The following is a 25,523-nucleotide window of genomic DNA, read 5'->3' on the forward strand; positions in this document are numbered from 1 at the left end:
GCACGAGGCTCCCAGGTGGCGTGAGGGTCAGTGGTAGTAGTCGCCGCCGCGCACGTTCTCGTGCGTCTGCGCGGCGGGCTCCGGCTGCACTTCGTCCGTTGGTGGGGCGAGCCGGTCCAGCCCGTTCTGGAGAATGGAGTCGACGTGCCGAAAGGAGCGGGCGCTCACTGCCAGGGCTCGCGTGCACGCCGCCTCCAGCCGCTCGTTACCGTAGCGCCTGGCCAGCCGCAGTATCCCCAGGCAGGAGCGGTAACCCAGCTCCGGGTGGGGACGCTCCGAGAGGATGCTCTCCACCAGCTTCCGGGTGTTGGGGCCGATGGTGCCGGCCCAGTGCACCAGCCGCGAGGGTGTCCACTCCAGGTGCTTCTGGTGCGCCTTGGGCATGTGCTCCGGCTGCGTGGTGTGCCGTCCCCGCTCGTCGCTGCGCACGTGGCTCGCTACGCGCTCGCCGCGCTGGTACAGCTCCACCGAGGTGGCCGTCACCCGCGCCTCCAGCACCTGCTGCACCAGCGCGTACGGCACCGAGTAGAAGTGGTGGTGCACCTGCACGTGGTAGTCGATGTTGACTCGCACCTGCTTCCACTCGCCGTAGGTGAAGGCCTCGGCCGGTAGCGGCCGCAGCGCCGGCTTGTCCAGCCGCTCGAAGAGCTCGCGCCGACTCGCGTCGTACAGCCGCATCTTCCGGTTGTTGATGTCCTCGAGCAGCTCGCCAATGCGCTCGTTGAGCGCCTCCAGCGAGAAGAAGGTGTGGTGGCGCAGCCTCGCCAGCAGCCAGCGCTGCACCACCAGCACGCCCACCTCCACCTTCGCCTTGTCCCGGGGCGAGCGCGGACGCGCTGGCAGCACCACCGTGCCGCAGTGCCGCGCGAATTCCTCGTACGTGCGCTGCACTCCCGGCTCGTAGCGGCACGCTCGCGTCACCCCGCTCTTGAGCTGGTCGGGCACCAGCGCTCCCGGCACCCCACCGAGGTACACGAAACAGCGCTGGTGGCTGGCGATGAAGTCCGGCCCTCGCTGCGTGCGCGTGGCCTCCGCGTACGTGTAGTTGGAGGCCCCCAGCACCGCCACGAACAGCTCCACCTCCACGCGCTCGCCCGTATTGGGGTCCACCAGGTGCGGCTTGTTTCCCGAGTAGTCGACGAAGAGCTTCTCTCCGGCCCGGTGCTCCTGCCTCATGGTGAGCCGGTGTCTGGCCAGCCACTGCCGGTAGTACTCGCAGAACTGCGTGTAGCGGTACCCGTCCGGATGCTTCTCCAGGTACTCCAGGTGCAACAGCTCCAGAGTGACGCCCGGCTTCTTTCTCTCCGTGTAGATGTACACCGGGTCGGGCAGGGGCCGCTGGGCCGCTGGCTTCGGCGCGGCGCCATACAGCCGCTCCTCCAACTCCTCCTCCCGCATCTGCTCCACCTGCTCCCAGTCCAGCTTCGCCGCCGTGGCGCGCGCCAGCACGCTCCCCACCGCCCCCTCGCTGATTCCCAGGCTGCTGGCCACCTCCCGGTGGCTTCTCTTCTGCACCCACTTCTGCCGTAGCACTTCTCGTATGTGACGCATGGACAGTCGCTCCGTGGCCATCGGCCCTCCTCGCGGAGGGCTGTCGACGAATGCCGTCCAGCGTGCTCGCCCGCCCTCCCGCGTCCGGTTGCTACCAGCCGACGGGCCCCGTAGGGCGAACCACCTGACCTCCAGCGTAGTCCTCGGACCCAAAGGCCCGCTGCTCACGATGGCCGATCCCGGTGATCACGATGCTCCGATCTCGCTGATCACGATGCTCCGATCCTGGTGATCACGATGGGCCGACGCGCGCAGACAGCTACCGGTTGAGGCAGAAGAGGAAGGCCGGGCTGATGGGCCGAGGCACGCCGCAGGCCACCGGCGCAGGTGCAGAATCCGAGCGATGAGCCTCGGAAGACGCCTCCGCTCGCCCTCGCTCGAGAAGCAGCGAGGGCGAGCTCCGGCGGACGAAGGACGCAGAACGACGTAGCCTCTCGATGTAGGAAAACGGGTCCTGGGAGGGGGTCAGTTTTAGTGACGTAAGGGGGTCAAAAATTCCTGTCGCCTGACAGCCTCGCGTCTCTGCCCCTTGGCGGGGAGTTGAAGCGCCATCCGGCAGACGCGCTCAGGTGGGATAAAGCCTGGAGCTACAGCTACACCCGCCCGGGTGAGGCCCACCCGGCAAGCGTGGCTGTGCGGCTGAGCCTGTCAAACCCCGGCGCGGAGCCCTGGACGCTGGCGGGGGCGGCGCTGGTGGACTCGGCGGGGGAACAGGTGGAGCTAGCCCGTTGGCCACTGGCGCCTATCCCCGCGAATGGGGCCGGTGCCGTCGTGGTGGGCATCGAGGGGGAGCGCGCGCAGCTCGGCTGCCCCTGCACCCTCAAGCTGTGGGAGGCAGCCGGGCCGCGCACCGTCACCCTTGGGAACGTCACCTTCCCGGTGAGCCAGCAGGCGGGGCCCTGAGCACGGCCACCGCGAGCCGTGCCGAGCCTCAAGGGCTGCGCGCCCGCAGATCTCCGGGAAACGCTCGTTGGCCCGTTTGAGCGCGTCCAGGTGCGCGGGGTTGTCCAGGTCGAGCGGCGCGTCCGTGAGCCCGAGGCGGGCGACCTCCGTTCTACAACGGCATGCGGTCCTTCGCTCCTCCGAGCAGTTCGAACGCGGCGTCCCATTTCTGAGGGTCGGAGTCATCGCGTGGCGGCAGGCGGTCACGAGTGGGCTGTCGGTTATCGTCTGGGGCCTCTGGGTCCGCGCCCGCGTCGAGAAGTAGTCTCATCATCGGAATGTCCAGCCGCGATATCGCAATCCCGAGTGCGGTGCATCCAGTCAATCCGCCCCAGTCATTGATAGTCTGTGTGGCACCCGCGCCCAGCAGGAGAGAAGCCATTTCCACATTGCCCAGCTCCGCGCACGCCCGCAGCGGCGTATCGCCTTCACTGCTGCGCACATTGGGTTCGGCCCCCGCTTTCACGAGCACGTCGACTGCCGCTAGCTGGTTTTCGCAGACCGCCTCCAATAAAGGGGTCCTGTCCCGCTCGGCATCCCATGCGTTGACATCCGCGCCGTGCTCAAGAAGCGCCAGGAGCACACTGAGTTCGCCTCCATCGGCGAGTGCGTGGATGGCCACTTGCAACGGAAGCAGTCCCGGCCACTCCTGCTGTGGCTCGTTCGGATCGGCCCCTCCCGCCAGCAGCGCCTTGACCCGGGCCGTATCGTGCTGCTCGATCGCTGCGAAGAGTTCTTTCGACATGATTCACTTCTCCGCCATCGGATGACCAGGGGCACAATTCTTTGCTTCGAGTTTCTTGATATTCGCAATGCCCTGTTCGAGTTCGGTCATTGTTGTATCGTGGCCCGGGTCGGGCTTGCCTCCAAAGCATTCTTTCTCAATCTCCCACCGTTTCTCCAGAACTCTTTTCATCGATTCAAGACGCAGCCGGATCCTGGAACACGGCACCTTGTCCAGCTTCTCTACGTTCTTCGATCTAGGCGCCTTCGGATCGTAGGGAGGAACTAACTTCATAAGCAGCTTTTTTTCCGCCTCAAGCTCGTCGAGCCGGCTGTTCTTGCAGGTCTGATCCGGGTGGCGGGGAACCCGGTCGTACTCCTCCATGCTGGTGTAGTTCCTACCCGTCGCCGGATTGGTTTTTTTCCACCAAGGGGTGGGAGCCGTGACCGCCGCAACCGGGTCCGAATCAACGTCCGGCACGACCTCCTCTGCTTCCTGATGCTCAAATTCCTCCATGAGCCGCCGCGACTCCTCCGCCACCTCCCGCAGACGGGCTTCATACTCCCCTTGAGCGTCGACCCACTCCGGGTGACGGTCGATGTCCGGCCCGGCGGTGCTGGAGGGGTAGAGCAGGACGAGGCCCACGAGCAACGGGCCCACGCGGGGGAGGAATTCAGCCAGCGTCCTGGCGCGTCCCGCCTGCGCGACGCCCTCCGCCCCCCTCACCACCTCGGCGGCCTGCCCGCTCGCTTTCGCGGCGCGCGAGAAGCGTTCGAAGGCCCGTTCCGCCGCGGTGAGCTTGCGGTTCAACTGTTCCCACTGACGCGGCTCGATGTCTTGGCGTGCCCGAGATAGCAGTGCCCTGGCCTTGTCCAGGTCCGCCTTTCCAATCCACGACCGTTCCGGTGTCGGCTCCATCGGCGAGGAAACGAGCCGGATGCGCGGGCCCGGGGTGGGAGTCGACGCGAAGGCATGGGGCCGTGGCATCGACTGCGGGGCGGGCGCGCTAGCGCAGGCTGAGGCCAAGAGCAGAAGTACAAGGCAGGCTCGGAAACGCATGGAAAGGTCCTCCATTCGAGCTAGGACCTGGCGGGTCCTGGCGGGGCCGCTCGGAGTATGACAGGGCGCCCCGACACTACGGACGAGCGCGCCGGGGGCACGAAAGGGGCCAGGGTGCCGCAGCCGCAACTCGGGCCAGGGCGAGCGCGAACACAGCAGGCAGCCCATGCTCGGGGGCAGTGCAGGCTCTAGGGCGCTAGGTTGCACGCCCCGTGTCCCGGGCCGGTGGAACGGTGAGGCGCGCACCTGGACCGCGCTAGGCGGCTCCAGCGGCGCCGCTGCTGGGGCTCGGGGCTGGTGAAGGGAACGGCACACGTCAGCCTCATTCGGGACTGTGCGTGGCCCCAGGGCGGTAGCTATGCCAGCGGGCGCGCTCTCGCGGACAGTGCCGGGACAGGCAACCGCTTGTAGATGGAGGGATGCGGCATATCGACTCCCAAGCATTCCGAGCGCTTACGAGGTAAGGGCGCGATTCTGCTGGGAGTTTCGCACCGCCCGGCGCGGTTTCGATTCCCGCCGCCTCCCTGACTCCGGGCTCCCCCGCGGAGCTACGGCCGCCAAGTGTAGGGCGGCGCGATCGTGACGTCCGTCGTGTTCGAGGCGGCCGAGGTGCCAGAATCGACGAAACCGAAGTAGGTGCCGCTCGACTTGTTCAAGCCCACGCCCCGGTATTCGATGTCACCGAGGAGCTGCGCCGTGCCCGACACCGACTGCTGGCCTTCGTAGAAGCCGAGCGGATAGAAGGTGGAGGCGACCTTGGCCGAGCCACTCACGCGGAAGCCGTTCGTCAGCACCGAAAGGCCGGTGACGGTGCCACCGGAGACGTTGCCCGACAGGACCACCGCGTGATCCTCGATGCGCGCCGAGCCGCTCACGCTCCCGCCGAGCACCTGCGCGTAGGGGCCGACGTACACGCTCGCCGGAACGCCGCTGACAACGCAGCCGCCGCCGTTCGAGTGACGCTGCGTTCCCGAAGGACAGGCGTCTTGCTTGCCACTCTTGAACCCCTCGGGCCAGGCATTCGTGAGCTGAACCATCCACGGATAGCGATGGATGGTGTTGTACATCTGATCCCAGACGATCTGCTTCTGCACGGAGGGCGTTCCAACCACGACCAGGAAGAGCGCTTCGCCGGGATTGACGCAGAAATGGAGCTCGCCGTCCGAGCCGCGCTGCAGGGCGCTATAGCGTGGCGTGGTGATGGCGCTGTCCGTGGCGACGAGGCCCCAACGCCAATCGGAGTCCGCGCCACTTTGCGTCACACCGCGGAAGGTCACGGTCACGCTCGTGGCGCCCGTGTCCGGGTACAGCCGCACGATGTTGTAGCCCCAGCGCTGCGGCGCCCAGCCGCTCGGCGTCACGAAGCGCCGATTCGTCGCGTAGTTCCCATCCAGCGGTTCGAGCTGGGTCAGCCGGAGGCGCTGCTCCGACCTCGACTTGCTCATGATCGAGCCGTACTTCGCACGATAGGTCGGACCCTGGTTGCCGCCGCTGGTCGGGGGCGGATCCTTGTAATCCCAGGTCACGTTGTGCATCGCCCACTCGCCGAAGAAGTCGTTCATCTGGCTGATGTTCCAGCCGCGCGTCTTCATGATTTGCGAGAAGGGATCGTTGCTCGGGCTGCTCGTCCAGATCTCGTTGACCGCGCTGTAGCAGTACTTGTCCTTCAAGAACTCCATGAACTGCCAGTTGCAGTAGCGATCGCGCGTCGACCCCAGATAGACGTGCGGCGCGTTCACGGACATCTCCGAGCAGTGCACCTCGTTGCGGTACTCGGGGAGCTGGTGAGGCATGAAGTTGGCGTGGCTCTCGTAAATCCAGCCACAGGTGTTCGACTGGTTGCACGTCATGCCGCCACTCACGCTCTGCACGGCATGCATGAACTCGTGCGCGAGCCCCCAGTGATCATTGAGCGCGCCGGTTCCGATCCACATTCCCATCCGCGTCGAGCTCCAGGCGCCGCCGGTGAGACCCCAGTCGGAATGAACGTGGATGCTGACCTTGGTCTTCTTCGACAGGTTGCAGAGCGGTTCCTTGAAGTAGATCGGCGCCCCGAAGTAGACCTTCCAGATGGTATTTTCGAGCGTGTCGAGCGCGGCCTGAGCCAGGGAGCTGGAGATTGACCCCGCCTTATTCACGAGAGGTGCAGGAGGATGACCGGAAAAGGAGGGTGACGCGCCTGACCTCCCGAGTGGTAGAGGGGTGTTGTTCAGACATCCACCACCACAAGGCAGGAGGCGCGTCATGGGTGAAATCCTCAACGACTTCGGGCTGGAGTTCAACGGCTCCGTGAAGCTGGAGGCGAGGGCGGAGCGGTTGACGTCGGAGGCAGGTGCGGTGCTGCTGAGGGAGGTGGACGAGCGGTTGGGGCTGACGCGCTGGCTGGGGGAGATGTTGACGGACACGCGAGACGAGAAGCGGATAACCCACTCGCTGAGGGAGTTGGTGCGCACGGACCTTCTGCTGTTGGGGCAAGGGTGGAGAGACCACGACGACGCGGACGCGCTCAGGAGGGACGCGGCGTTGAGGTTGGCGGTGTCGGACAGCAAGAGCAGCGTGCCGCTGAGGGGGAAAGAGGGGGGAGCGGAGGGGTTGGCCTCACAGCCCACCTTGTCGCGGCTGACGGCCATGTTGGCGCGAGAGGAAAACCGGAAGGTGCTGCACGAGGCGCTGGTGTGGCAGACGGGGCGGAGGCTGAGGCGCAGCAGCCCAAGGGCCAGAAGCTCAAGCAGGTGACGGTGGACGTGGACGGGTTGCCGGTGGAGGTGCATGGGCACCAGGAGGGCAGCGCGTACAACGGGCACTACGGAGTACGCATGTACCACCCGATTGTCGCCAGTCTGGCCGAGACGGGAGACCTGCTGGACGTGAGGTTGCGCGAGGGAAACGTGCACAGCGCCAATGGAGCGCTGGAATTCATCGACGAGTTGCTGGGGCGAGTGGAGAAGGAGGTGTGTGAGGTGGCGGCGGTGCGCTTCGACGCGGGCTTTCCCGAGGAGAAGCTGCTGGCGAAGCTGGAGGAGCGAGGCACGCCCTACGTGGCGCGCGTGCGCAACACCAGCGTGTTGCAGCGGGAGGCGGCGCTGCCGCGCTTCATGAATTCGGGAGTGCCGCAGGGGAGCCGGGCACCCACCTGTACGAATGGGAGTACCAGGCGCAGGGCTGGAGCCGTGCGCGGCGCGTGGTGTTGGTAGTGCTGGAGAGGAAGGACGAGCTCTTCCCGCACGCCTTCTGGCTGGTGACGAGCTGGAGCAAGGAGCAGATGCCGGCCGAGGCGCTGCTGGAGCACTACCGCCAACGCGGCACGGCGGAGGGCCACTTCGGAGAGCTCATGGACGTGCTGGCCCCGGCGCTCTCCTCGGCCAGACGGCCCAAGTCCAAGTACCGGGGGCAGCCGCCCGTCCAGCGCGCGGTGTCCATCGACGCCTTCGCCAACAACGAGGTACGCCTGTTGCTCAATGCCCTGGCCTACAACCTGGTGCACGCCGCGCGCGTGCTGATGGAGCAGGCCACGGGCGAGGGCTGGGGCTGCTCCGTGTGCGCGAGCGGGTGCTCAAAGTAGCCGCGCGGGTGCTGTTACACGCCAGAAGAGTGGTGCTGGTCATTGGCCGGGAGTCGGCCAGCCTCTGGCAGAAGCTGTGGACGAAGCTGGGCTCGCTGAGCACAGCGCAAATCACGTAGCTGCCTGGAGTCAATTGCAGCTCACGTGTCGCACTCTCCCCACTCCCCTCTCCATCTCCTCCTGCTTGCTACCCGCTGCCCCGGGGCGGGCTTCCTCTGCCTTGTGCCCGATAACTCAACCCAACGCGCTCGACCTCAGCCTTCATGCATGTCTTGAGCCAGTCGTCGCGAATATGGTGGGTTGACTCGTCCGAATAGATGGCGAAGTGCGCGGACTCCTTGATCAACTTGAAGTTCGCGTGATCCGGATCCGGTCCGCCCGCCGTCCAGGTGCCGGCGGTGCAAGCCGGCGGCGAGGTCGGGCAGTTCGTCGCCCAGGCCGTCGTCGTGGTTCCGGGATCACACGCGGCCGCTAGCTTGGACTCACCGCTGCCACTCGTGCCATCGCCAATGCACTCGCCGCCGGAGCATTCGCCGGAGACGCCCTCCTCCGCCGTCATCCCTCCGTCAAGCAAACACCCGGTTCCGAAGACGCTCACCATGAGCAGCAGGGAGGGCGTACGTAGTGTCTTGTGGGTCATCATGGTTTCTCATTTCCTTGCCAGTCAGGCGATTTGAATCCATGACGCATCCGGCCAGTTCACGCGCGAATGGACAGCGCTGCCCTGGGCCGAGAGCGTGTTCCAGTGAGCGTTCTCTGCATAACATGCCAAAGCAGGAACTCAATCTAAAACGATGAGTCGAGAGCCAGACTCGACTTCGTGGACACACGCAGCGCAATTGATTTCGGTAAGGGCCGCACTGAATCTCGAGCGCTCCGAATTCCAAGAAGGCTGGAATCACCCTCTCCTTCCAGGAGCCCGGCACAATTGGCGCGCGGGCGAGTTCTCAAGCCCAATCATATACGTCCAGGGACTCCACCTTTGCCTGGTCAGCTCGCTCCGCGTGCCAACGGCTCTTACTCCGAACGCATGGAGGTGCTCGCGGGAGCGCGGGCCCGAGCGCGGCGATGGCCTCGACGATCCACGGCCACACCTCGGTAACCCGTCGCATCACGCCATCCCGCTCGTCTCCCGGTGGAAGAGTGGCACAGTGGGCCGTGGCCATGGCCGCGCTCTCGTGACGGCCTCCACGGTGTCGCCCAACCCGCAGTGGGCAGTAGTCTCGCGCATGTCCCACGGCTCGTGGGTCTTCCGCGAGCTACCGTGGCCCACTGCTCGGAGGCTGTGAATGGTCCGTCTCTTTGAACGCGTCGGGTTCTCGCTGCTCCTCGTGCTCCTACTCTCCACCGGCTGCAAGCATGGAGGTCAGCCCCGCTCTCCGTCTTTCGAAACACCCGCCACCAGCGCCGCGCCCACGCGCAAGCCCGCCACCACCCCCCTGGGCAAGCTCAACGAGCACTTTCACACCGACTACGATCGCGTCCTGGCGGCCCACGTCGAGCAACTGAAGGCAGCGCCCCTGGTGTGGATGCGAGGCAGCCAGCTCATCCTCCGACACCAGGGCGTGGAGCGGAAGCACACGGTGGCGGGCGACACCTACCACGCCGTCAAGAGCATCAGCCACGCGCCCTTCCTGCTCGTCATCACGCTGCTGGGCAATGAGGGCCCCACGCTCACCGAGACGACCCGGGCGAGCCTCGTGCGGCAGCGGCAGCTCGTCACGGATGCCCTCGCGGCCCTGACGAGTGAGGTGCCCGAGCAGCGGCCGCGGGTGCCCGCGGAGCTGGTGCCCCAGGAGCAGGCCCTGCTGAAGACCACCGGCGACTTCATCGAGGAAGTGCTCGCCTCCGGGCCGCCCAGCCGGGAGCGGCTCGAGTCCTTCGCGGCGGGCGTTCGCCCCACCCTCCACACCAACTTCCGAGCGGCGGCGCACGAGCTTCTGGGCAACCTGCACCAGCGAGTGACGGAGTTCCGGGCGGAGCTCGGCGAGGCGGAGTGGGCCCGGGTCCACGTGGTGGTCAGTGTGGCCCGTCAGGCGCGGGCGCGGGAGATCTCCGTGCAGTACTTCGAGCGGGTGCTCGGCGAGCGCATGGGTGAGGGCGCCTCCTCGGAAGGTCGGCTGGTCGTCACCGAGGACTTCAACCGGGGACAGACCCTGGAGCTGTTGGCCGCCCACGTGCTGGATCAAGAGGCCGGGGCAATCCTCCTGGGGGACCCGAAGCGGCTGCAGATGGATGCGCTCGCGGAGGCCGCGGCCGAGCTCCTCCCACGACTGCTGCCGGACCGATCGTAGGCGCGCCGCCTCCCACCTCCACCCCGACCTACACCGATTCCTCGGCTCAACCCGTCCGTCCGTAGGCGAGCCGCTCGGAGCTCCGCCGGATGCGGGCGGCCTCCTCGGTGAGCCCCGCAGCTTCCAGTTGTGCGAGGACCCAATCCAGCGCCGCCGCCATGGTGGGAGCGACATAGTACGGGGCGGGCATGGGCTTGAGGTGGAAGATGACGTCACCACCAGCCGGACCACGGGCGAGGTGATGATGAGGCTGGGCCGAGCCCCACCCGTCGGAAGAGCTCCTCATGCCTTCGCGGCCTCCTACGGCGCATGACATCGCCAGGCTTCGGGCATGAACCCGCGCTCCCACCAGGAGGGTTCGAGCACACGGCCCGAGAGGTGGCGGCTCCGTCTCGGCCGGGGCTGCTGACGGCGGTGTTCGGGGGCTGGTGCATCCGGGCTACCTTCCCTCCATGTCCCGTGCCTCACGCCTGCTCGATCTCCTCCAGTTGCTGCGCCGCCACCGCGCGCCGATCTCCGGCCCGGCGCTGGCCGAGGAGCTCGGCATTTCCATCCGCACCCTCTATCGCGATATCGCAACACTGCAGGCGCAGGGCGCCGATATCCAGGGTGAACCGGGCCTCGGGTATGTGCTGCGCCCCGGCTTCACCCTCCCCCCCCTGATGTTCTCGGCCGACGAAATCGAAGCATTGGTGCTCGGTTCGCGCTGGGTCGCGGCGCGGGGCGATGCGCGGCTCGGGGCCGCAGCGGACAACGCCGTGGCGAAGATCCGCGCCGTGCTGCCCGATTACCTCCGCGAGCGCGTCGATGCCGCCACCCTCACCGTGCCGATGATCCGCGGCGAGCCGGTCTCCATCGATGCCTCGGTGATCCGTGACGCGATCCGCGAGGAGCAGAAGCTCCTCATCACCTATCGCGACAATGACGGCGCCGACACGACCCGCACCATCTGGCCCCTGCTGATCGGCTTCTTCGACAAGGTGCTGGTGCTCGCCGCCTGGTGCGAGCTCCGGAAGGATTACCGCGCCTTCCGCGTCGACCGCATCCAGTCGGTCCAGCCGAAGGACGAGCGCTATCCGCGCCGCCGTGCCTCCCTGGTCAAGGAGTGGCGGGCCAGGCAGCACCTTCCCGCTACTGCCGGAAACTGACAGTCGCAAGGCGCAAACCATCCCCATCCACCCGATGGAGATGCACATGCGTACCCTCAACTACCTGCTGCTTGCCGTCCGCGATCCACTCAAGAGCGCCGAGCTCTATTCGAAGCTCCTCGGTCGCGAGCCAGTCGAGAAGACCAGGTCCTTCGTTCTCTATGTGCTGCCGAACGGCCTGAAGATCGGCCTCTGGCTCGCCGACGAGGTGGAGCCGAAACCGAAGCCCGCTGGAGGCGTCGAGATCTCCTTCAGCGAGGAGAGCAAGGACGCCGTCCGCGCGACCTATGCCGAGTGGACCCGGCTCGGCCTCAAGGTGGTGCAGGAGCCCACCGACATGGATTTCGGCTTCACCTTCGTGGTCGAGGACCCGGACGGGCATCGCCTCCGCCCCTTCGTCCTCGCCAGCAATCCGCGTTAGCGCCTGCTTCGGCGGCGGAGCAGGGCCAGGAAGGTTCCCGCCATCGCGAGAATCCACACGGGCGAGCTCCCCGTGGCGGAGCAACCGCCCTGGTCATCATCACCTTCGTCGCCCGTGCCGCCCGAGCCCGCGTCGGGTGAGTCCGTGCCCGCGTCAGGTGAGCCGTTGCCCACGGTCACGCTCCACTTCGTGGCCGCGGGCTTGTCGCCATCGCTGCCCAGGTCCGCGTTGGCGGAATTGCCGGCACCAAAGAGCGTGAGGGTGACATCCGTGGAGGGCGCGACCAGGGAGAAGTCGAAACGAAGCTCGTTGCCATTGAAGGCCTTGGGCGCGGAGTGGGTGAGCTCGCCCCCCAGCTTCCTCAGGCCCTCTCCGGCCTGGAGGATCGCCGCCGCGTTGTCCACGGCGATGTCCACACCTCCCACTTTCGCGGCCCCACCCCGGATGATGAACGAGAACTGGCCCGTCTCTCCCGGGGCGAGCGTCGTGGGGCCCTGGAACTCGACGGTGGGGCTCGGCCCCCCCTTGTGACACATGTTGCACGCGGCCCCCTCCTTGCCGGACTGCCCGGTGATGCCCGTGCTGGTGGCAAGGGCAGGAGTCGACGACAACCAGACAGCAACCACGCCCGCGGTACGGAAGGCAAAACGCATCGGACCTCCATGATTGGTTAACGCAATGGTGTTGTCACAACGGAGATGGCTCCCCCCATCCGAACGGGTCTTGCCCATCAGGAGCGAGGGGAGCCACGGGATGTCCTCGAAAGCGCGGGTGCTCTAGCGCAGCTGGAGGAAGGAGAAGGCGAGCCCTTGCGTGGTCACGGTGGGCCTGCCGCTCTCGCCCAGCACGTGCAGGGTCGTCGACGCGCTGCCCGCCCCGAATTCGGAGTAGAGGGTCTGATTCTGCGACTCGAAGAGGAAGACACTGCCCGTGGTGGACGGGAAGTCCGTCCTCCGCGTCGCGGTCAGGGTGTCGAGCTTCAACTGCCACCACTGCCAACCGGTCCCGCTCGCCACGGTACGGGGATGGGTGCCCTCGTTCACGGGGGCAATGCTCTCATCGAGCACACGCACGTAGGCCGTCCCCTGGGGACCGGGGATGAGCGCGCCCGCGGTGCCTCCGCCCACCAGCGAGTCGAGCTCCTTGTAGAAGGAGGGATCGAAGGTGCGCGTCTGGGGATCGAACTTGAGCAGGCACGGCTCCGGCGTGTCCCTTCCCTCCACCCGGAACACCGCGGCGCCGTACGCCTCCGTCGCGATGTAGACCTTGCCATCAGGGCCGACGGCGGCATCGTGCGTGTAGCCGCACCGGTCATCCATCGCGATGGTGGGCTCATCCGTCCGCGTGTCGACGGAGACGACGCCCGCCTTCTTGGTGATTCCCACTCCCGAGACCGGACGCCAGCCCACGGGCATGATGATCTGGTTGTCGAGGTGCACGATCGCCCCCGAGAAGGACAGGATCGTGTTCGGGATGTTCAGCGCGTCGAGGGGGATGGTCTTCGTGACCGTCATCTCGGTGGGATTCCAGATGACGAACTGGGCGGTGGTCCCGTCGAAGTAGTACGCCTTGGTCGCCGAGATGAACTGGAAGTTGTTCTGGTACTCCCCGAGCGACGAGATGCCCTGGCCCTCGAGGCTCAGGGTGCCCGCCTGCTCCAGGCCGCCGCTGCTCGTCAGGTCGTAGCGGGTGATCGTCGCGCTCTCGTCACTCACCACATAGAGCGAGCCCGACTTGGGAATGCCCACGCCGAGCGCGCGGCCGGGAACCTTGACGGCGTTGTCCAGCGAGAGCGTCGCGGTCTGCTCCGCCTGGTCCGTCACGATGACGTAGCTCTCCATCGGATCCGAGGAGAACAGCTGCGTGGTGATGGCGTACAGCGGCCCGTCATCGCCGTTGCCCGGGCCCTCCGTGTCACCACAACCGGAGAGCAGGGCGAAGGCGAGCATCGCGGAGGAGAGTCTCGAGGGGAGGACGGAAACAGGATGCTTCATGGGAACTGCCTTTCTGCCGTGGGGGGGAAGTGGGGGGGGCGGTGCTCCACCAGGAGCCTCAGCACGTCGAGGGCGGATGGCGCGGGTGCCCCTTCTCCGCGCCGCTGCCGCGCCCCTCGTGGCGAACGCCTCCGGACAAGCGCTCGAACATGAAATTGATACGCATTCTCATTTTCAACACGTGTTAAATCCATCGCCGCGTCCTGTCAAGCAGCAGGTACGTGCCCTCCCCATGTCAGGGGCGTTGACGCCCAAGTCGGACGTGGGTCCGGCGAGGCGCGGAGGGACGGGGCTTCAGGGTCGTGCCCTACACCAGGTCGCTCTGGCAGGAGCGCTGAACACTCGACCGCGTTGAGCCCGCTCCACCCTGTGCACCTCCGTTACATCCTCCGCCCGGGGACCGGAGTCCTGATCCTCCCAATCCTGGAGCGCCATGACTCGATTCATCGCCTGTGCAAGACATTGTCGGATCAGCAAGGCGAACCGGGTTCCGCTCACCGCTGTCAAACTGTCCTTCGGCGCCGGACGTGATCGGCGATTCCCCTCGTTGGGGCTGGCCATCTTTGAATCGGCCAACGCCCCGGACCCCGCTAATGCACCTCAGGAGGCTCTCGGGGCTTGAGCTTGCCCAGGTAGAGCGTCAGGCCGATGAGGACGATGCCCAACGACAGGTAGAGGAGGTCGATCGCATGGTCGATGCGCAAGAGCAGGGCGCGCTGGAAGAACTCGATGACGAGCACCAACACGAGCAGCTTGGCGATGCGCTCCTTGAGGTCCTCCAACCCGCCGATGTGGAGCAGGCGGGGGGCGAGAGGCGATTGCCGCGCCACGTCCAGCTTGCTGATGAAGAACTCGTACAAGCCCAACGAGAAGATGATGAGGATGGCGGTGATGATGTAGCCATCCACCGATTTGACGATGAGGGTGAGGGCCTTGGCACGCACCTCCGAGCGCTGCTCGGCCGTGAGAGTCAGGTCCGTGTAGTCCCGCATCAGCCCTGGGAGCGACAGGGCATCCACCGTCGCCATGTAGAAGGCTGCCAGCGCCATCAAGGAGCTGAAGGTAACGCCGCCCAACATGACGAAGCGGCTGGCCCAGAGGGCCGACTCGAAGGCTCTTTCCAGCTTCTTCATCCGGGCTCACCTCTCGCCACGGCCCGCTCGAGCCCTTGGGAATCTGGCGAGAGGTTCGAGCGGGAACCATGGCCGTGAAGGGCAGTCCCGTGATGAACGGTCAACACGGTGCTCAGAGCCGGTTCAAGAACTCGAGCAGATCCCGCTTCTGCTCGGGGCTGAGCGCCTCGGGCAGGCCCCCGGGGGTCTCGGGTGGGTGGACGGGCGGCAGGTTCATCTCCGCGGTGAAGGGCAGGATGAGCCGGCTGTAGCCGTCGACGACGTCCCGCAGGGTCTCGTGGCTGTTGTCGTGGAAGTACGGGGCCGTCCGCGCGATGCCTCGGAGCGACGGCACGTCGAAGGCCTCGAAATCCCCTGGGTCTCCTGTGATGAGGGCGCGGCCGGGATCGGTGGTGAACCACTGCGGCAGTCCGTTGGGACCGACGATGGGAAGTCCGTTCCCGTCGAGCGCCGGAGTCGGGTCGAAGGGCTCGCCACTCGCCGTGACCGGGATGGGCGGAAGCTCGGTGACGGCGTGCTGGCGCGTGCCGTCCGTGTAGAAGCGGAAGCGGTATCGCGGCAGTTCCACGGAGGAGGTGTACAGCGGGAGCTGGCCGATCTGCCCGAGATAGGAAAGAGCCCCGAACCCGATGTTCACGAACTCGTTGTTCGGCCGAGGCACCCGCACGGGAACGGGCCCTTGACCTGGAACCTGGGTGAACACGACGTTGCCGTCTGGCTTGAGCGCGGCGGAGAGTGCCGCGTGGACGGCGCGGTTCGTGATTTGATTCGTGGTGGGGCCTCCATGACACGCCTCGCAGGCCACCTTGAAGACCTCGCGGCCGCGCTGCTCCTGCACTGTGAGCGGCATGAAGTCCTCGGGAATCGGGATCTGGTCGAGGGGAATTCCGGACGCGAGAAACTGCGAGACGAACCGGGCTCGAGGTGACGAGAACACGCTCCGCTCGAAATCGGCGAGCCGCTTCAGTTGCGCGCGCCCCACCTCTCGTCCCTCGCTGTGACTGAGGATCGCGGCCTGCGCCTGGTCTTCCAGCGTGGCCTCGCGGCCATCGAGCTGAAACGGCCCGGAGAGCGCCGTATCCTCGATGGTCGGCACTCCACGCCAGACGGAGATCTTCCGGTCGGAAGGGGTGATGACGTTGCCAGCGGTGTCAATGACATCCATGTTGCTGGGGAGTGGCAGGACGACACGGACGAGGCCCTTCTTGAGATGCTCATACGTGGGGACCGCCGCGTCGGGGTCATCCGCGTCGATGCGATGGAAGAGTGGATCCGCCGGGTTGGCGGCCAGCCGTGCTTCGACGCTCGCTGGCTTCAGCGTCGTGTGCTCGCCGAGGGGATGGCACGTCGCGCAGGAGCGCCCGTTGGTGTGGGGAAACGCCTGACTGAAGAGCTGCTTGCCGGAGGCCGCGTGCCCCGGAGAGACACGCGAGTCGGTCATGGACTGGGCTTCGGTTGCCTGCGCGGCGTCCACATCCAGAGCGGAGTTCGAACAGCTCGCGAGCCCACCCAATGCCGTCGCAATGGTCAAACCCGCGATGAATCGATTGGAAACCATGTGCACGTCTCCCCCGATGATGAATTCCTCAGGAAACACCGGGGGTCAGCGGAAGTGTCACCCTGGCCAGGCCACGTCGGACCGTGCCCCTCACGGAGAGGGCGTAGCCCCCACGGCCGCGCCGAGCTCGGCCAGGAAGTCGAGCAGGGCCTGCCGAAGCCGCGACACCCCGGGCTCCTCCACCGGGAAGTGGCCCGCGTTCCCCAGCAGCACGAGCCGCTTCGGCACCCGCAGGCGCTCGAAGAAGGGCTTTGAAAGGGAGACGTTCGTCCACCGGTCATCCGCCGGATGCGTCAGCAGGACGGGGCACACGTCGAAGGACTCCGGCGGCACGAGGGGCTCGGACTCGAGGAACGTGCGCAGGAACCGCCCTGGCATCCACGTCCCTCCCGCCAGCGGGTCCGAGGCGATGGCCCGCGCGAGCTCCGGCTTGTTCGCGATGGCGAGCATGTTGCCCGCCAGCCGCATGGGCACCGGCAACGGGTCCGTGAGGAAGGGCAGCGCCGTCAGCATCGGTCCCGCGAGGCCGCTCATCCAGGGCCAGCGAACCATGCGGCGCCGCACCTCCGGGTCTCTCGGAGCGAGGAAGCACGTCGAAACGAGGCCCACGGGGAGGCGGGTCCGCGCCGTCACGTCATAGGCGAGCATCCCTCCCATGCTGGCACCGAAGACCACCAGCGGGCGCCGCGAGCGGCCGGCCTCCGCCTCCAGCACGGCGGCCAGGGTGTCGCGCCAGTCGTCGTAGACAAGGGAGCGCTTGTCGGGGACCCGCGTCAGCCCGTAGCCCGGCAGGTCCGGCGCCACGACCTCGTAGCCGAGCGACGCGACCATGGCACCGAAGGGCGCCAGCAGCCGACCATTGCCTCCACCCCCGTGGACCAGCACGAGCGTGGCGGGCGCTTCCGGACGACGCCAGCAGTCCAGGTGGACGCGGAAGGCCCCCACGTCGAGCCATTCCTCACCCGGCATCGGAGCATTCGCCGTCCCCAATTGAAGGTGGCCAGGCAGCAGCGACTGCACACGGCGCCAGCCCGACTCATGGGCTGCATACGTCGGCGGAGATTCCGGAGTCCGGGGCATGCTGACGTCCATACGACCGAAGCCCTCCAGGCGGCAAGACCCGGCCCTCCCTGGCAGGTGAAGTTCAGTTCGAAGAGAATCGAGGGCTGCCATGCCAGCAGCACACGCGCCCACCCTCGGTACCACTTCCATGCCGCCCATCTCACACCGAGCCCTGGCCGTTTCCTGGCTCCTGGCGGCGTTCGTGTGCATGAGACTGCTCGACGCGAGTCGATTCACCGTCCTCGACACGTCCGTCCTGCTCGGTCCCACGCAGGTGCACGAGGTCGGGCTGGCGAGCGCCCCCGTGATGGCGGCCCTCCTGTGGGGGGCGCTCGTGCGCCAGTCCTCCGAGCGATGGCTCTCGTACGGCCTGGCGGTGGGTTTCGCGCTGGTGCCAGCGTTCCTCCTGCCCATGTTCTTCCCGGACCACATGGACCGGGCCTTCGGGGTGGGCGCGCTCCTGGGACTCATCGGCATCCCGCTGGGTCTGGTCTTCTCACGCGACCGCTCTGGCGCCATGTCGCTGCACCTGTCCATTGCCATGGTGGTGCTCGGCTCGGCCGTCCTCTACGTGCTGGCCCTGCCGTTCCAGGCGGAGACGCTCGAATTCTTCTTCAACGACCTGCTCGGAGAGGCGACCCTGTACGGGCTGGGCTTCTTCGCGCTGCTCTGCCTCGGCGGTGGCCAACAACTGGCATCCCGGTTCGTGCAATACGAGCCAGTGTACAAGGCCCTTGTCGTTGGCATGACTGGCGGCGCGCTCCTCACCATCCTGTTGCGCAGCTTCACCCGAGGAGCGAATTGATTGCTCCGCGTCAGCTCGTCCACCTTCCCTGCCTCTCCCGCCCCCCCGAGACGGCTCTCCCACGAAGGCACTCGCTCATGACTCCCGCCCAGGTAGACACCCTTCTGAAGGCCCTGCGCAGCGGCCGCACGTTCGAAGATCACAACAACTATGAGCACATCACGACCCACTATCGTTGGGATGCCACCGCAGGCGTCTTCGTGCTCGAGCACGAGGGTGCCCCGGACGAGCGATGGAGCGGCGAGTGGAGCGAGGCCGAGTTGCGGAAGATTTTCCTGAACTGGAGCACCTACGAAACGCCCGAGGCCTTCCGTCGGCTTATGGCTCGACTCCGGTAGGTGTCTGGCCACACCGGCGGACCCTCCAGTTGCCGCGCCTTCCAACGGTTGAGGCTCTGACTTCCTCGTCCGGCAAGAGCGTGCGCAGCAAATCGTCGTCAGGCCCGAGCGGTCCCCAGTCGGGCGGTGGCGGCGTGGTTCGGAGAGCGGCCCTGGCCCGCCTGACCAGCCGTTCTGAAGACTCGGGATCAGGCAGCGGTCCAAGGTGAGCCTTCCCGCTCAGGTCACGAAACTCGGACGTTGAGCCTGTAGGGCTTCGCCGCGAGGCAGAAGTAGGCCACGCTGAAAGCGGACTTGTTGTGAGAGCCGCGTCCGAGCGACGGGAGGACCCGATACCTATTGAGTTCCTCGGTCGAAAGCGGCGTCTTCGAGAGATCGAAGAGGACGAGAACGCCTCTACCATCATGCTTCAAGAGTTTCTTGACCTCGTCTGCGTTCTTCTCCGGCAGGACGTCTGTCTTGGGGCACCCAGGCCTTCTGACCACGAATTCGACCGCAACATCGTAGACCATGAAGTCGAAACGACCGTAGCCGGTCAGCTTGCCGGGGAGGAGCGTCACCCGTTCGGGTTCGGCTCGTGGGCCAAAATAGCCGAGAAGAAACGTCCGGACGAGAGGTAGAAGGTCGCGTTCCGACCAGAGATCGAATCGGAAGGACTTGCGGAATTCCCTCCGACGCAAGCTCGTGAAGAGCAGCTCAAAAGCGTTTATGACTTCCCTCACGCTGGACATCGCATCTCCACAGTGGACGAGAAGTCATGTGAAAGCCGTCCATGCTTTCACGGTCCATGGTTCATCCATGACCTGGGAACTTAACTATATCACGCCGCGATAGGTTCTCGGAAACCCCTCATCCAAAGCGACCATCCCGCCTCCTATTAGAGCCACCCCCTACCGATGATCGTGCATGGAGTACCGAGCGACGTAGCGAAAAATGAGAGGATTGTGGGGGAAGCGGGCTGGTGCGCAGCGGAGCCGAGGCGGGCTCTGACGGGTGCCGCCCGGCCTGACACGCCAGCGCAGGCCGTCCTAATAGGTTTGATCTTGCCGGGGGGCGCCGAGAGGCGGGAACGATTCCCGCCGCCCCCTCAGGTCTCAGCCCTTGAGCACGGCGATAGGCGTGAGCCGGAGGAGGGGCGTCACCAGCTCCGCCTCGTCTTCCAGCACCTCCGCGATGTCACGGTAGGCCTCTGGCGCCTCCTCCACCAGGTCATGCACCCGGCCCCGGTCGAACACCACCCGGCGCAGCGCCTGCTCCAGCGCCGCAGGGCGGATGCGCGCACGGGCCTCTCCTCGCGTCAGCACCCTCCCCGCCCCGTGCGAGCACGAGCGGAAGGCCCTCGGCTCTCCCCTCCCCTCCACCACGTACGAGGCCGTTCCCATCGAGCCGGGAATCAAGCCCCGCTGTCCGGCCTCGAGCCCCACCGCGCCCTTCCGGTGGACGAGCAGCACCCGGCCCAAGTGCGTCTCCTCCTCCACGTGGTTGTGGTGTACGTCCACGCTCGCTCCCGGCTCCGGCTCGCACCCGAGCGCCTCGGCCAGCACATCCACCGCTCGTGCCGCGAGGGCGTCCCGGTTGGCTCGGGCGAACCGGCAGGCCCAGGCGATGTCCGCCAGGCACGCGGCTCCCTCGGGAGAGTCGGTGCGAAGGCCCGGCAGCGAGCCCTCTCCCATCGAGGTCGCCACCCGCAGATGGTGCGAGGCAATGGCTCCTCCAATGCCTCGCGAGCCCGAGTGGATGAGCAGCCACAGGTCTCCCCCCGCGTCCCGGTCCAGCTCCAGGAAGTGATTGCCACCCCCGAGCGTCGCCAGGTGCCTCGGCGCGAGGCGCTCCCAGTCCTTCTGGAGCCGGTGGGTGGACAGGCTCGCGGCCTGGACTTCGGGAGGCAGGGGCAGGCCCGCGCCCCGGTGCACGGCGTCTCCCACGGGCACCCGCCGCGCCACGGCCGCCATCAGCCGCTCCAGGTCCGCCCTCCCGAGTGACGCCGCCGGGAAGGCGAACCGGTGCGCACTGACGCCGCACCCCAGGTCGCCCCCGAGTGCACCCGGGACCACGGTGCGCTCGGTGGCAAAGACGGTTCCCACGGCCACGCCCTGGGCGACGTGGACGTCTGGCATCACCGCCACGTGCTCCACCACGTATGGCTGGCTGGCGATGTGTTGGAGTTGTTTCACCGCCCCCGCGGGCACCTCGCGCGCCCAGGCGAGGATGGGGACGGCTCCGGGCGGGCTCTCGAGGACATGAGGCATCATGACTCGTCTCCTTCCCCGCCAGGGGCCAGGCGCGGCGCCACGCCCACGCAGACGAAGCGCAGGTGCGGGACGCGTTTGAGGTTCAAGCCGAGCGCGAGCTGCGAGCGGATGAAGCCCATCGCGCGGTCGAGCGCCTCCTCCACTGGGGCCGGGCCGGACTCCTGGCGCTCGGGAGGGAGGGTGAAGCCAATACGGGCATGGCGGCCGTCGGGCGACAGCTCGAGCGTCGTCACGACGACGCCCTCGAGCAGAGGGTCCGACAGCTCACCTCGGAACAGGAGGGACACCTCCTCGAAGAGGGTGGACTGGAGGCGCAGGTGGCGCGCCGGAACGGAAGCTTCTTCGGAAGAACGGGTACGGCGGGGTTTCGAGCTCATGGAGCGAACGGTTCCCTGGACGCCGCACCCGGACCCGGGCACGGCGCGCTGAGTCAGGAAAAGACGAGGCTCCACACCGGCGCGAGGGCGCCGGAGTCAGCGGTCCGTTCTAGCGATGAAACGGAACGCGCCCGGTCACACGAGCGGCAGCGTGGAGAGTCCCGAGACACCGTTTCGCACACGTCCCATGGCACACCTCCCGCCGCGCGAGGTCCGAATGCGCGAGCTACCCAACGAAAATGAACCCGCCTGCTCCCTGTGTCAACGCCCGGTCTGGAGGGCCTCGGAAACCGTTGCCCCCGAGCGGGCAGGAACGCAGGATGACCGCATGGTCGACAAACTGGTCCTCAGTGACGAGGAATGGCGGAAGCGTCTGACACCCGAGGAGTTCCAGGTGCTGCGCCAGCACGGAACGGAGCGCCCCTGGGCGGGCTGTTTCGTCGGGACGAAGGAGCCCGGCACGTACGTCTGCGCCGGCTGCGGCAACCCGCTCTTCAAGTCGGGCGAGAAGTTCGAGTCCGGCACCGGCTGGCCCTCCTTCACCAAGCCCGTGCAGGCCGACGCGGTGACGGAGTACCAGGATCGCTCGTACGGGATGATTCGCACCGAGGTGCGCTGCGGCCGGTGTGATGGCCACCTGGGACATGTCTTCCCGGATGGCCCGCCTCCCACGGGGCTGCGCTACTGCATGAACTCGGTGGCGATGAAGCACGTACCGGAGGGACAGCCCCTCCAGCTCGTCACGAAGTGAGGGCTCAGCGGGCCGCGCGCTCGGCCTCGGCCAGGCGCTTCTGGGACAGCTTCAGGTACTGCTCGTCCATGTCGATGCCCACGTAGCGCCGGCCCAGCTTGAGCGCCGCCACACCCGTGGTGCCACTGCCGTTGAAGGGGTCCAACACCAGCGCGTCCTCGGGGGTGCTCGCCTCGATGACGCGCTCGAGCAGCGACACCGGCTTCTGCGTGGGGTGGCTGCCGTGCGCCTTCTCCTCGCGGCGCGGCGCGGTCATCGTCCACACGCGGCCGGACTCGTCGGCGGAAAGCTCCTCGTCGCCCGTGCGCGGCAGCGCCCACACGTCGCGCATCTGCTTGCCGCCGTTCTCCGCCTTCATCTTGGCGTAGTTGAACGTGTGCTGAAGCTTCGAGGCCGGCTTCGGCGAGGCCCAGATGAGCAGCTCGGAGGAGTGCGTGAAGTAGCGGCACGCCAGGTTGGGGCTCGCGTTCGGCTTGTACCAGGTGACGGTGTTCAGCAGCTTGTAGCCGAGCTTCTGCATCGCGAAGCCGACCGAGAAGATGACGTGCTGCGTGCCGCTCACCCAGATGGTGCCCGTGGGCTTGAGCACCCGCTGGCACGCCTTGAGCCAGGCCGTGGTGAAGGCGTGGTCCTCCTCCACTCCGCGCGACACGTCCCAGCCTCCCTTGTTCACCGCGGCGCGCTTGCCGTTCTTGCAGGTGAAGCCACCGTTGGACAGGAAGTAGGGCGGGTCGGCGAACACCATGTCGAACGTTCCAGGCTCGAACTGCTCGAGCAGGGCCAGGCTGTCGCCGTGATAGAGCCGGTACGCATCGCTCTTGGCGAAAAGGCTCTCACGCAGCGAGGGCTGCTGGACAAGCTTCAGGGCAGGAGCGGCTTCCGCGGACATCTCGCCTCCGTCAGGGGTCGTCGTGACGGGTCGGACTGTGCGGTCAACACGCTGCTACGTCCAATTTCTGGTCTGTAGCACCCTGAAACTTGACGCGGAAACGCGAGCGCCAGAAACGCCGCGAGCACGGCGGGGTGCCTCGGGGAGAGGCCTCCAGCGCCGTGCTCGGCGGGTGCTGCGAAGCCGCAGTGAAGAGACTAGGCCTTGGCCTTCTTGGCGGTCTTCTTCGCGGCGGGAGCGGCGCCCTCGGCGGGAGCAGCACCACCCTCGGCGGCCTTGGCGGCGCCAGCGGCCGGCCTGGCCTCGTACTTCTTGCGGAACTTCTCCACGCGGCCCGCGGTGTCGAGCAGCTTGTACTTGCCGGTGTAGAAGGGGTGGCAGTTCGAGCAGACTTCCACCGTGAACGAGCCACGGGTGGACTTGGTCTCGACCACGTTGCCGCACGCACAGGTGATGCGGGAGGGCGGGTAGACCGGGTGCAGTTCAGCCTTCATGTTCGACTCCTGAGCCTTGCCCCCACCCCAAAAGTGGGAGGTCTGGCGTTCTAGAGGTAGGCCGGCGCTTATAACGGCGGACCGGCCCTGGCACAAGGCCCGCAGACCGGGCCCCGTCCAGGACTAGTGGGATGCGGAACCCGGGGGTTGGATTCGCTCCACCCGCTTCTTCAGTTCGGGATCATCCACGAAGCCGCTCCCCAGTGTGAGCGTCGAGAGACTCAGGGTGCGCTCGGACCCCTGCCCGGTCCCCTCCGCTTGCAGCGCCAGGCCCTTCCGTCGGGCCTCGAAGCTGGTGATGGTCTCCTGCCACGTCTTGCGGGTCTGTTCGTCCTTCGCGGCCGCCAGGCTCTGCCGGGCTTGCTGGAGGTTCTTGTCGAGGATCCGCAGGCTCTGCTGGGCACGCGACGTCTCGCCGAGATCCACGAAGGGGCCCTTGCCACCCACGGAGAGCGCCAGGCGGACGAGCTGCCGTCCCCGCTCTCCCGAGGAGATCAGGGAGGCGAAGTCATTGCGCTGCGGCACGCCCGGGCTCCGGCTCTCGTGCGACTGGAGGATGAGGTCCACGGCGTTGCCCGCCTCCTTGGAGAGCAGGACGGCCTCGTCGTAGGGCACGGCCGCGAGCACCACCACCACGTCCACCTTCTCCGCCTCGCGCAGTCTGCGAGCCTCGGCGATGGCCGCCTTCGCGGGTGGATGGCCCACGACGCCCGCCTGCTGGAGCACCGGCCCCTCGGGGGAGATGCCGACCAGACCGAACTTCACCTCGCCCACCGTCACCACCGTGGAGGCGGGGAAGAGCCGCTTGCCCTTCGCGTCCACCAGGTTGGCGGACAGGAGTTTCATCTTCCTGCCCTTCGTCCTCTGGAGGAGGAAGCCCGTCCCGAGCGTCAGGTCGCGCGCGCCCACGGCCATGGCCGTGGTGCCCAGCGCGTCCATCTGCTCGAGCAACAGCCCGGCACGTTCCTTCTCCTTGGGGTCCGCTCCTGGCGTGGGGAATTTGAAGAGCGCGTTGCCCGAGTCCAACACCAGCACCGGCACACCCCGCGCGCGCTCCTGCGAGAGGGCCGTCTTTCGTCTGGCCAGACCGCCAGACGGGTTGTGGCTTCAACCACAGGGGGCGATCTCGCCCCCGTTGTCTCCCGTGAAGAGGAGCACCACCTGCCGGGGCGCCGCGCCCGCCACCAGGGGCGTCAGCAGCAGCGCGAGCAGGGCCAGCAGCACCGGACGCAGCCTCATTTCTTCCCCTTCTTCGGCTCGGCCTTCTTCGCCTTGTCCAGCTCCGCCAGCCGGGCCTTCGCCGTCTTCGCCGCGTCCGACTTCGGGTAGCCCTTCACGAGCTCCTCGAGCGCCAGCCGCGACTCCTCCTGCATCTTCAGCTTCTTGAAGCAGTCCGACGAGCGCAGGTACGCGGACGGCGTGGCATCCGCCTTGGGGTACTCCTGCAGCAGCTTGCCGTACTCGAAGAGGGCCTCGCGGCACTTGTCCTCGGCGAAGTACGTCTCGCCCAGGCCGAAGTGCGCCTCGGCGGCCAGCGCGTCCTTGGGCCACTTCTTGAGGAACTCCGAGTAGAGCTGCCGGGCCACCGCCACGTCCCCACCCTTGGCCTTCTCCTGGGCCAGCGCGAGGAACTCCTTCTTGTCCGTGGGGCGCTTGAGCTCCTCGGCCTTCTTCCGGGCCTCGGCCTCCCTGAGGGCCTCCTCGCCCTTGAGCGCCAGCAGCCGCTTCTCCGTGGCCTCGTTCGTCTGCGCGAGCGCCGTCTCCAGCTCGCCAATCTTGTGGAGGTACGTCTCCACCTGGCCGCGCAGCTGGGCCAGGTCCTCCACCGTCTTCTGCAGCTGGATGCCGATGTCCGCGCCCGTGCGGCGCGAGGCGGTGTCCAGGCTCCGCAGGGCCTTGGACACCTCGGAGATCTTCTCGTCGATGCGCGGCAGCGTGGCGTCGAGCTGCGCACGCGTCTGCTTCAGCTCTTCCTGGAGCTGCGCCTGGGAGGCATCGAGCTTCTCGATACGGGTCTCCAGCGCACGCCCGCGATCCGCGGGGTAGAAGCAGCCGGAGAGCGCGAGAGGGAGGGCGATCAGTGCAAGCCTTCGCATAGGGGGCGCATCTTACGGGCAAACCCTCCGGCCCGTGTGGGCTTCTTCACGTCCAGGGCCCGCCTGCCTGCCC

General features: G+C 67.0%; 29 protein-coding genes and 1 pseudogene. 11 read left to right on the top strand and 19 right to left on the bottom strand.

All coding sequences use genetic code 11. The annotated features are described in order from the left end of the window. Positions 1 to 27: 27 nt before the first annotated feature. Entirely contained in the window at positions 28 to 1,572 is a 1,545-nt protein-coding gene (istA, locus tag JQX13_RS50080; protein ID WP_203406452.1) for an IS21 family transposase, read from the bottom strand. A gap of 606 nt (positions 1,573 to 2,178) precedes the next feature. Here istA and JQX13_RS50085 point away from each other — a divergent pair. Then, positions 2,179 to 2,454: a DUF2381 family protein gene (locus JQX13_RS50085; protein ID WP_203406453.1), complete on the top strand. Its 276-nt coding sequence runs from the start codon at positions 2,179 to 2,181 to the stop codon at positions 2,452 to 2,454. A 151-nt stretch (positions 2,455 to 2,605) separates the two neighbouring features. On the opposite strand, the gene JQX13_RS50090 is transcribed toward JQX13_RS50085, so the two are convergent. The 3 genes from JQX13_RS50090 to JQX13_RS50100 form a co-directional block, all read right to left on the bottom strand. After that, complete coding sequence (locus tag JQX13_RS50090) at positions 2,606 to 3,238, bottom strand: ankyrin repeat domain-containing protein (protein WP_203406454.1); 633 nt, start codon at positions 3,236 to 3,238, stop codon at positions 2,606 to 2,608. Between the two features lie 3 nt (positions 3,239 to 3,241). Beyond that, the gene (locus JQX13_RS50095; protein ID WP_203406455.1) at positions 3,242 to 4,027 is read right to left on the bottom strand and encodes a hypothetical protein; all 786 of its coding nucleotides are present in this window, start codon (positions 4,025 to 4,027) and stop codon (positions 3,242 to 3,244) included. A 797-nt stretch (positions 4,028 to 4,824) separates the two neighbouring features. Beyond that, positions 4,825 to 6,414, bottom strand: a complete 1,590-nt coding sequence (locus JQX13_RS50100; protein WP_203406456.1) for a DUF6055 domain-containing protein — start codon at positions 6,412 to 6,414, stop codon at positions 4,825 to 4,827. A 106-nt stretch (positions 6,415 to 6,520) separates the two neighbouring features. On the opposite strand from JQX13_RS50100, the gene JQX13_RS50105 reads away from it, so the two are divergent. Genes JQX13_RS50105 through JQX13_RS55775 form a run of 4 tightly spaced genes read left to right on the top strand, consistent with a single transcriptional unit; the run spans position 6,521 to position 7,957 of the window. Beyond that, positions 6,521 to 7,012, top strand: a complete 492-nt coding sequence (locus tag JQX13_RS50105; protein ID WP_203403352.1) for a transposase — start codon at positions 6,521 to 6,523, stop codon at positions 7,010 to 7,012. Next, positions 6,952 to 7,470, top strand: a complete 519-nt coding sequence (locus JQX13_RS50110; protein WP_203403353.1) for a transposase — start codon at positions 6,952 to 6,954, stop codon at positions 7,468 to 7,470. Before JQX13_RS50105 ends, JQX13_RS50110 begins: the two co-directional genes overlap by 61 nt. Next, the gene (locus tag JQX13_RS50115) at positions 7,458 to 7,838 is read left to right on the top strand and encodes a hypothetical protein (protein WP_239013989.1); all 381 of its coding nucleotides are present in this window, start codon (positions 7,458 to 7,460) and stop codon (positions 7,836 to 7,838) included. The genes JQX13_RS50110 and JQX13_RS50115 overlap by 13 nt, the downstream gene beginning before the upstream one ends. Next, on the top strand, positions 7,826 to 7,957 hold the full coding sequence (locus tag JQX13_RS55775) for a hypothetical protein (protein ID WP_275424884.1): 132 nt from the start codon (positions 7,826 to 7,828) through the stop codon (positions 7,955 to 7,957). The genes JQX13_RS50115 and JQX13_RS55775 overlap by 13 nt, the downstream gene beginning before the upstream one ends. A 68-nt stretch (positions 7,958 to 8,025) precedes the next feature. Here the strand turns inward: JQX13_RS55775 and JQX13_RS50120 are convergent, their stop codons facing one another. Then, a complete protein-coding gene (locus JQX13_RS50120) occupies positions 8,026 to 8,481 on the bottom strand; it encodes a hypothetical protein (RefSeq protein ID WP_203406457.1) in 456 nt (151 codons plus the stop codon). A 646-nt stretch (positions 8,482 to 9,127) separates the two neighbouring features. Here JQX13_RS50120 and JQX13_RS50125 point away from each other — a divergent pair. Continuing rightward, positions 9,128 to 10,132, top strand: a complete 1,005-nt coding sequence (locus tag JQX13_RS50125) for a hypothetical protein (RefSeq protein ID WP_203406458.1) — start codon at positions 9,128 to 9,130, stop codon at positions 10,130 to 10,132. Positions 10,133 to 10,178: 46 nt separating this feature from the next. Here the strand turns inward: JQX13_RS50125 and JQX13_RS50130 are convergent, their stop codons facing one another. Continuing rightward, entirely contained in the window at positions 10,179 to 10,418 is a 240-nt protein-coding gene (locus JQX13_RS50130) for a hypothetical protein (RefSeq protein WP_203406459.1), read from the bottom strand. A gap of 142 nt (positions 10,419 to 10,560) precedes the next feature. Here JQX13_RS50130 and JQX13_RS50135 point away from each other — a divergent pair, with 142 nt between their 5' ends. Next, positions 10,561 to 11,280 (top strand): helix-turn-helix transcriptional regulator, encoded by a 720-nt coding sequence (locus tag JQX13_RS50135; protein WP_239014349.1) that lies wholly within the window; start codon positions 10,561 to 10,563, stop codon positions 11,278 to 11,280. A gap of 46 nt (positions 11,281 to 11,326) precedes the next feature. Then, positions 11,327 to 11,701 (top strand): VOC family protein, encoded by a 375-nt coding sequence (locus JQX13_RS50140; RefSeq protein WP_203406460.1) that lies wholly within the window; start codon positions 11,327 to 11,329, stop codon positions 11,699 to 11,701. On the opposite strand, the gene JQX13_RS50145 is transcribed toward JQX13_RS50140, so the two are convergent. The 5 genes from JQX13_RS50145 to JQX13_RS50165 all read right to left on the bottom strand — a co-directional run bounded on the left by JQX13_RS50145 (position 11,698) and on the right by JQX13_RS50165 (position 17,355). Further along, positions 11,698 to 12,354, bottom strand: a complete 657-nt coding sequence (locus JQX13_RS50145; RefSeq protein WP_203406461.1) for an MXAN_6652 family MXYO-CTERM-anchored protein — start codon at positions 12,352 to 12,354, stop codon at positions 11,698 to 11,700. The genes JQX13_RS50140 and JQX13_RS50145 overlap by 4 nt on opposite strands. 123 nt (positions 12,355 to 12,477) lie before the next feature. Beyond that, positions 12,478 to 13,695, bottom strand: a complete 1,218-nt coding sequence (locus JQX13_RS50150; RefSeq protein WP_203406462.1) for an MxcI protein — start codon at positions 13,693 to 13,695, stop codon at positions 12,478 to 12,480. A gap of 590 nt (positions 13,696 to 14,285) precedes the next feature. After that, a complete protein-coding gene (locus tag JQX13_RS50155) occupies positions 14,286 to 14,828 on the bottom strand; it encodes a YqhA family protein (protein ID WP_203406463.1) in 543 nt (180 codons plus the stop codon). Between the two features lie 112 nt (positions 14,829 to 14,940). Continuing rightward, a complete protein-coding gene (locus JQX13_RS50160) occupies positions 14,941 to 16,269 on the bottom strand; it encodes a cytochrome-c peroxidase (RefSeq protein WP_239014350.1) in 1,329 nt (442 codons plus the stop codon). 207 nt (positions 16,270 to 16,476) lie between these two features. Beyond that, positions 16,477 to 17,355, bottom strand: a complete 879-nt coding sequence (locus tag JQX13_RS50165) for an alpha/beta hydrolase (RefSeq protein ID WP_203406465.1) — start codon at positions 17,353 to 17,355, stop codon at positions 16,477 to 16,479. Between the two features lie 301 nt (positions 17,356 to 17,656). Between JQX13_RS50165 and JQX13_RS50170 the strand changes: the two genes are divergently transcribed. Both JQX13_RS50170 and JQX13_RS50175 read left to right on the top strand, forming a co-directional pair. Continuing rightward, the gene (locus JQX13_RS50170; RefSeq protein ID WP_203406466.1) at positions 17,657 to 18,253 is read left to right on the top strand and encodes a hypothetical protein; all 597 of its coding nucleotides are present in this window, start codon (positions 17,657 to 17,659) and stop codon (positions 18,251 to 18,253) included. 77 nt (positions 18,254 to 18,330) lie between these two features. Continuing rightward, complete coding sequence (locus JQX13_RS50175; protein ID WP_203406467.1) at positions 18,331 to 18,591, top strand: hypothetical protein; 261 nt, start codon at positions 18,331 to 18,333, stop codon at positions 18,589 to 18,591. A gap of 224 nt (positions 18,592 to 18,815) precedes the next feature. On the opposite strand, the gene JQX13_RS50180 is transcribed toward JQX13_RS50175, so the two are convergent. The 3 genes from JQX13_RS50180 to JQX13_RS50190 all read right to left on the bottom strand — a co-directional run bounded on the left by JQX13_RS50180 (position 18,816) and on the right by JQX13_RS50190 (position 21,220). Further along, the gene (locus tag JQX13_RS50180) at positions 18,816 to 19,322 is read right to left on the bottom strand and encodes a hypothetical protein (RefSeq protein ID WP_203406468.1); all 507 of its coding nucleotides are present in this window, start codon (positions 19,320 to 19,322) and stop codon (positions 18,816 to 18,818) included. A gap of 363 nt (positions 19,323 to 19,685) precedes the next feature. Beyond that, on the bottom strand, positions 19,686 to 20,843 hold the full coding sequence (locus tag JQX13_RS50185; RefSeq protein WP_203406469.1) for an RtcB family protein: 1,158 nt from the start codon (positions 20,841 to 20,843) through the stop codon (positions 19,686 to 19,688). Then, on the bottom strand, positions 20,840 to 21,220 hold the full coding sequence (locus JQX13_RS50190) for a ribosome-binding factor A (RefSeq protein ID WP_203406470.1): 381 nt from the start codon (positions 21,218 to 21,220) through the stop codon (positions 20,840 to 20,842). The genes JQX13_RS50185 and JQX13_RS50190 overlap by 4 nt, the downstream gene beginning before the upstream one ends. Before the next feature lie 328 nt (positions 21,221 to 21,548). On the opposite strand from JQX13_RS50190, the gene msrB reads away from it, so the two are divergent. Then, a complete protein-coding gene (gene msrB / locus JQX13_RS50195; RefSeq protein WP_203406471.1) occupies positions 21,549 to 21,971 on the top strand; it encodes a peptide-methionine (R)-S-oxide reductase MsrB in 423 nt (140 codons plus the stop codon). 4 nt (positions 21,972 to 21,975) lie between these two features. Here msrB and JQX13_RS50200 read toward each other — a convergent pair whose 3' ends face one another. The 5 genes and pseudogenes from JQX13_RS50200 to JQX13_RS50215 all read right to left on the bottom strand — a co-directional run bounded on the left by JQX13_RS50200 (position 21,976) and on the right by JQX13_RS50215 (position 25,450). Beyond that, positions 21,976 to 22,860 carry a DNA-methyltransferase gene (locus JQX13_RS50200; protein ID WP_203406472.1) on the bottom strand — a complete coding sequence of 295 codons (885 nt, stop codon included), beginning with the start codon at positions 22,858 to 22,860 and terminating at the stop codon, positions 21,976 to 21,978. 287 nt (positions 22,861 to 23,147) lie between these two features. Further along, a pseudogene (gene rpmE, locus JQX13_RS50205) lies at positions 23,148 to 23,354 on the bottom strand (50S ribosomal protein L31); the annotation flags it as partial. 123 nt (positions 23,355 to 23,477) lie between these two features. After that, positions 23,478 to 24,395: a 5'-nucleotidase gene (locus JQX13_RS50210; protein ID WP_239014351.1), complete on the bottom strand. Its 918-nt coding sequence runs from the start codon at positions 24,393 to 24,395 to the stop codon at positions 23,478 to 23,480. A 66-nt stretch (positions 24,396 to 24,461) separates the two neighbouring features. After that, on the bottom strand, positions 24,462 to 24,593 hold the full coding sequence (locus JQX13_RS55780) for a hypothetical protein (protein WP_275424967.1): 132 nt from the start codon (positions 24,591 to 24,593) through the stop codon (positions 24,462 to 24,464). Then, positions 24,590 to 25,450, bottom strand: coding sequence for a tetratricopeptide repeat protein (locus JQX13_RS50215; RefSeq protein ID WP_203406474.1), 861 nt, complete (start codon positions 25,448 to 25,450; stop codon positions 24,590 to 24,592). The genes JQX13_RS55780 and JQX13_RS50215 overlap by 4 nt, the downstream gene beginning before the upstream one ends. Positions 25,451 to 25,523 lie beyond the last annotated feature (73 nt).

The organism is Archangium violaceum, assembly GCF_016859125.1.
Classification (GTDB): domain Bacteria; phylum Myxococcota; class Myxococcia; order Myxococcales; family Myxococcaceae; genus Archangium; species Archangium violaceum_A.

What these genes read in the sequence shown, in the direction of transcription:
- JQX13_RS50175 (WP_203406467.1), top strand. Translation starts at nt 18,331, where the DNA reads ATGACTCCCGCCCAGGTAGACACCCTTCTGAAGGCCCTGCGCAGCGGC.
- JQX13_RS55780 (WP_275424967.1), bottom strand. Translation starts at nt 24,593, where the DNA reads ATGAGGCTGCGTCCGGTGCTGCTGGCCCTGCTCGCGCTGCTGCTGACG.
- JQX13_RS50150 (WP_203406462.1), bottom strand. Translation starts at nt 13,695, where the DNA reads ATGAAGCATCCTGTTTCCGTCCTCCCCTCGAGACTCTCCTCCGCGATG.
- istA (WP_203406452.1), bottom strand. Translation starts at nt 1,572, where the DNA reads ATGGCCACGGAGCGACTGTCCATGCGTCACATACGAGAAGTGCTACGG.
- JQX13_RS50145 (WP_203406461.1), bottom strand. Translation starts at nt 12,354, where the DNA reads ATGCGTTTTGCCTTCCGTACCGCGGGCGTGGTTGCTGTCTGGTTGTCG.
- msrB (WP_203406471.1), top strand. Translation starts at nt 21,549, where the DNA reads ATGGTCGACAAACTGGTCCTCAGTGACGAGGAATGGCGGAAGCGTCTG.
- JQX13_RS50170 (WP_203406466.1), top strand. Translation starts at nt 17,657, where the DNA reads ATGAGACTGCTCGACGCGAGTCGATTCACCGTCCTCGACACGTCCGTC.
- JQX13_RS50140 (WP_203406460.1), top strand. Translation starts at nt 11,327, where the DNA reads ATGCGTACCCTCAACTACCTGCTGCTTGCCGTCCGCGATCCACTCAAG.
- JQX13_RS50120 (WP_203406457.1), bottom strand. Translation starts at nt 8,481, where the DNA reads ATGATGACCCACAAGACACTACGTACGCCCTCCCTGCTGCTCATGGTG.
- JQX13_RS50190 (WP_203406470.1), bottom strand. Translation starts at nt 21,220, where the DNA reads ATGAGCTCGAAACCCCGCCGTACCCGTTCTTCCGAAGAAGCTTCCGTT.
- JQX13_RS50180 (WP_203406468.1), bottom strand. Translation starts at nt 19,322, where the DNA reads ATGTCCAGCGTGAGGGAAGTCATAAACGCTTTTGAGCTGCTCTTCACG.
- JQX13_RS50125 (WP_203406458.1), top strand. Translation starts at nt 9,128, where the DNA reads ATGGTCCGTCTCTTTGAACGCGTCGGGTTCTCGCTGCTCCTCGTGCTC.
- JQX13_RS50130 (WP_203406459.1), bottom strand. Translation starts at nt 10,418, where the DNA reads ATGAGGAGCTCTTCCGACGGGTGGGGCTCGGCCCAGCCTCATCATCAC.
- JQX13_RS50200 (WP_203406472.1), bottom strand. Translation starts at nt 22,860, where the DNA reads ATGTCCGCGGAAGCCGCTCCTGCCCTGAAGCTTGTCCAGCAGCCCTCG.
- JQX13_RS50165 (WP_203406465.1), bottom strand. Translation starts at nt 17,355, where the DNA reads ATGCCGGGTGAGGAATGGCTCGACGTGGGGGCCTTCCGCGTCCACCTG.
- JQX13_RS50160 (WP_239014350.1), bottom strand. Translation starts at nt 16,269, where the DNA reads ATGACCGACTCGCGTGTCTCTCCGGGGCACGCGGCCTCCGGCAAGCAG.
- JQX13_RS50090 (WP_203406454.1), bottom strand. Translation starts at nt 3,238, where the DNA reads ATGTCGAAAGAACTCTTCGCAGCGATCGAGCAGCACGATACGGCCCGG.
- JQX13_RS50185 (WP_203406469.1), bottom strand. Translation starts at nt 20,843, where the DNA reads ATGATGCCTCATGTCCTCGAGAGCCCGCCCGGAGCCGTCCCCATCCTC.
- JQX13_RS50155 (WP_203406463.1), bottom strand. Translation starts at nt 14,828, where the DNA reads ATGAAGAAGCTGGAAAGAGCCTTCGAGTCGGCCCTCTGGGCCAGCCGC.
- JQX13_RS50215 (WP_203406474.1), bottom strand. Translation starts at nt 25,450, where the DNA reads ATGCGAAGGCTTGCACTGATCGCCCTCCCTCTCGCGCTCTCCGGCTGC.
- JQX13_RS50105 (WP_203403352.1), top strand. Translation starts at nt 6,521, where the DNA reads ATGGGTGAAATCCTCAACGACTTCGGGCTGGAGTTCAACGGCTCCGTG.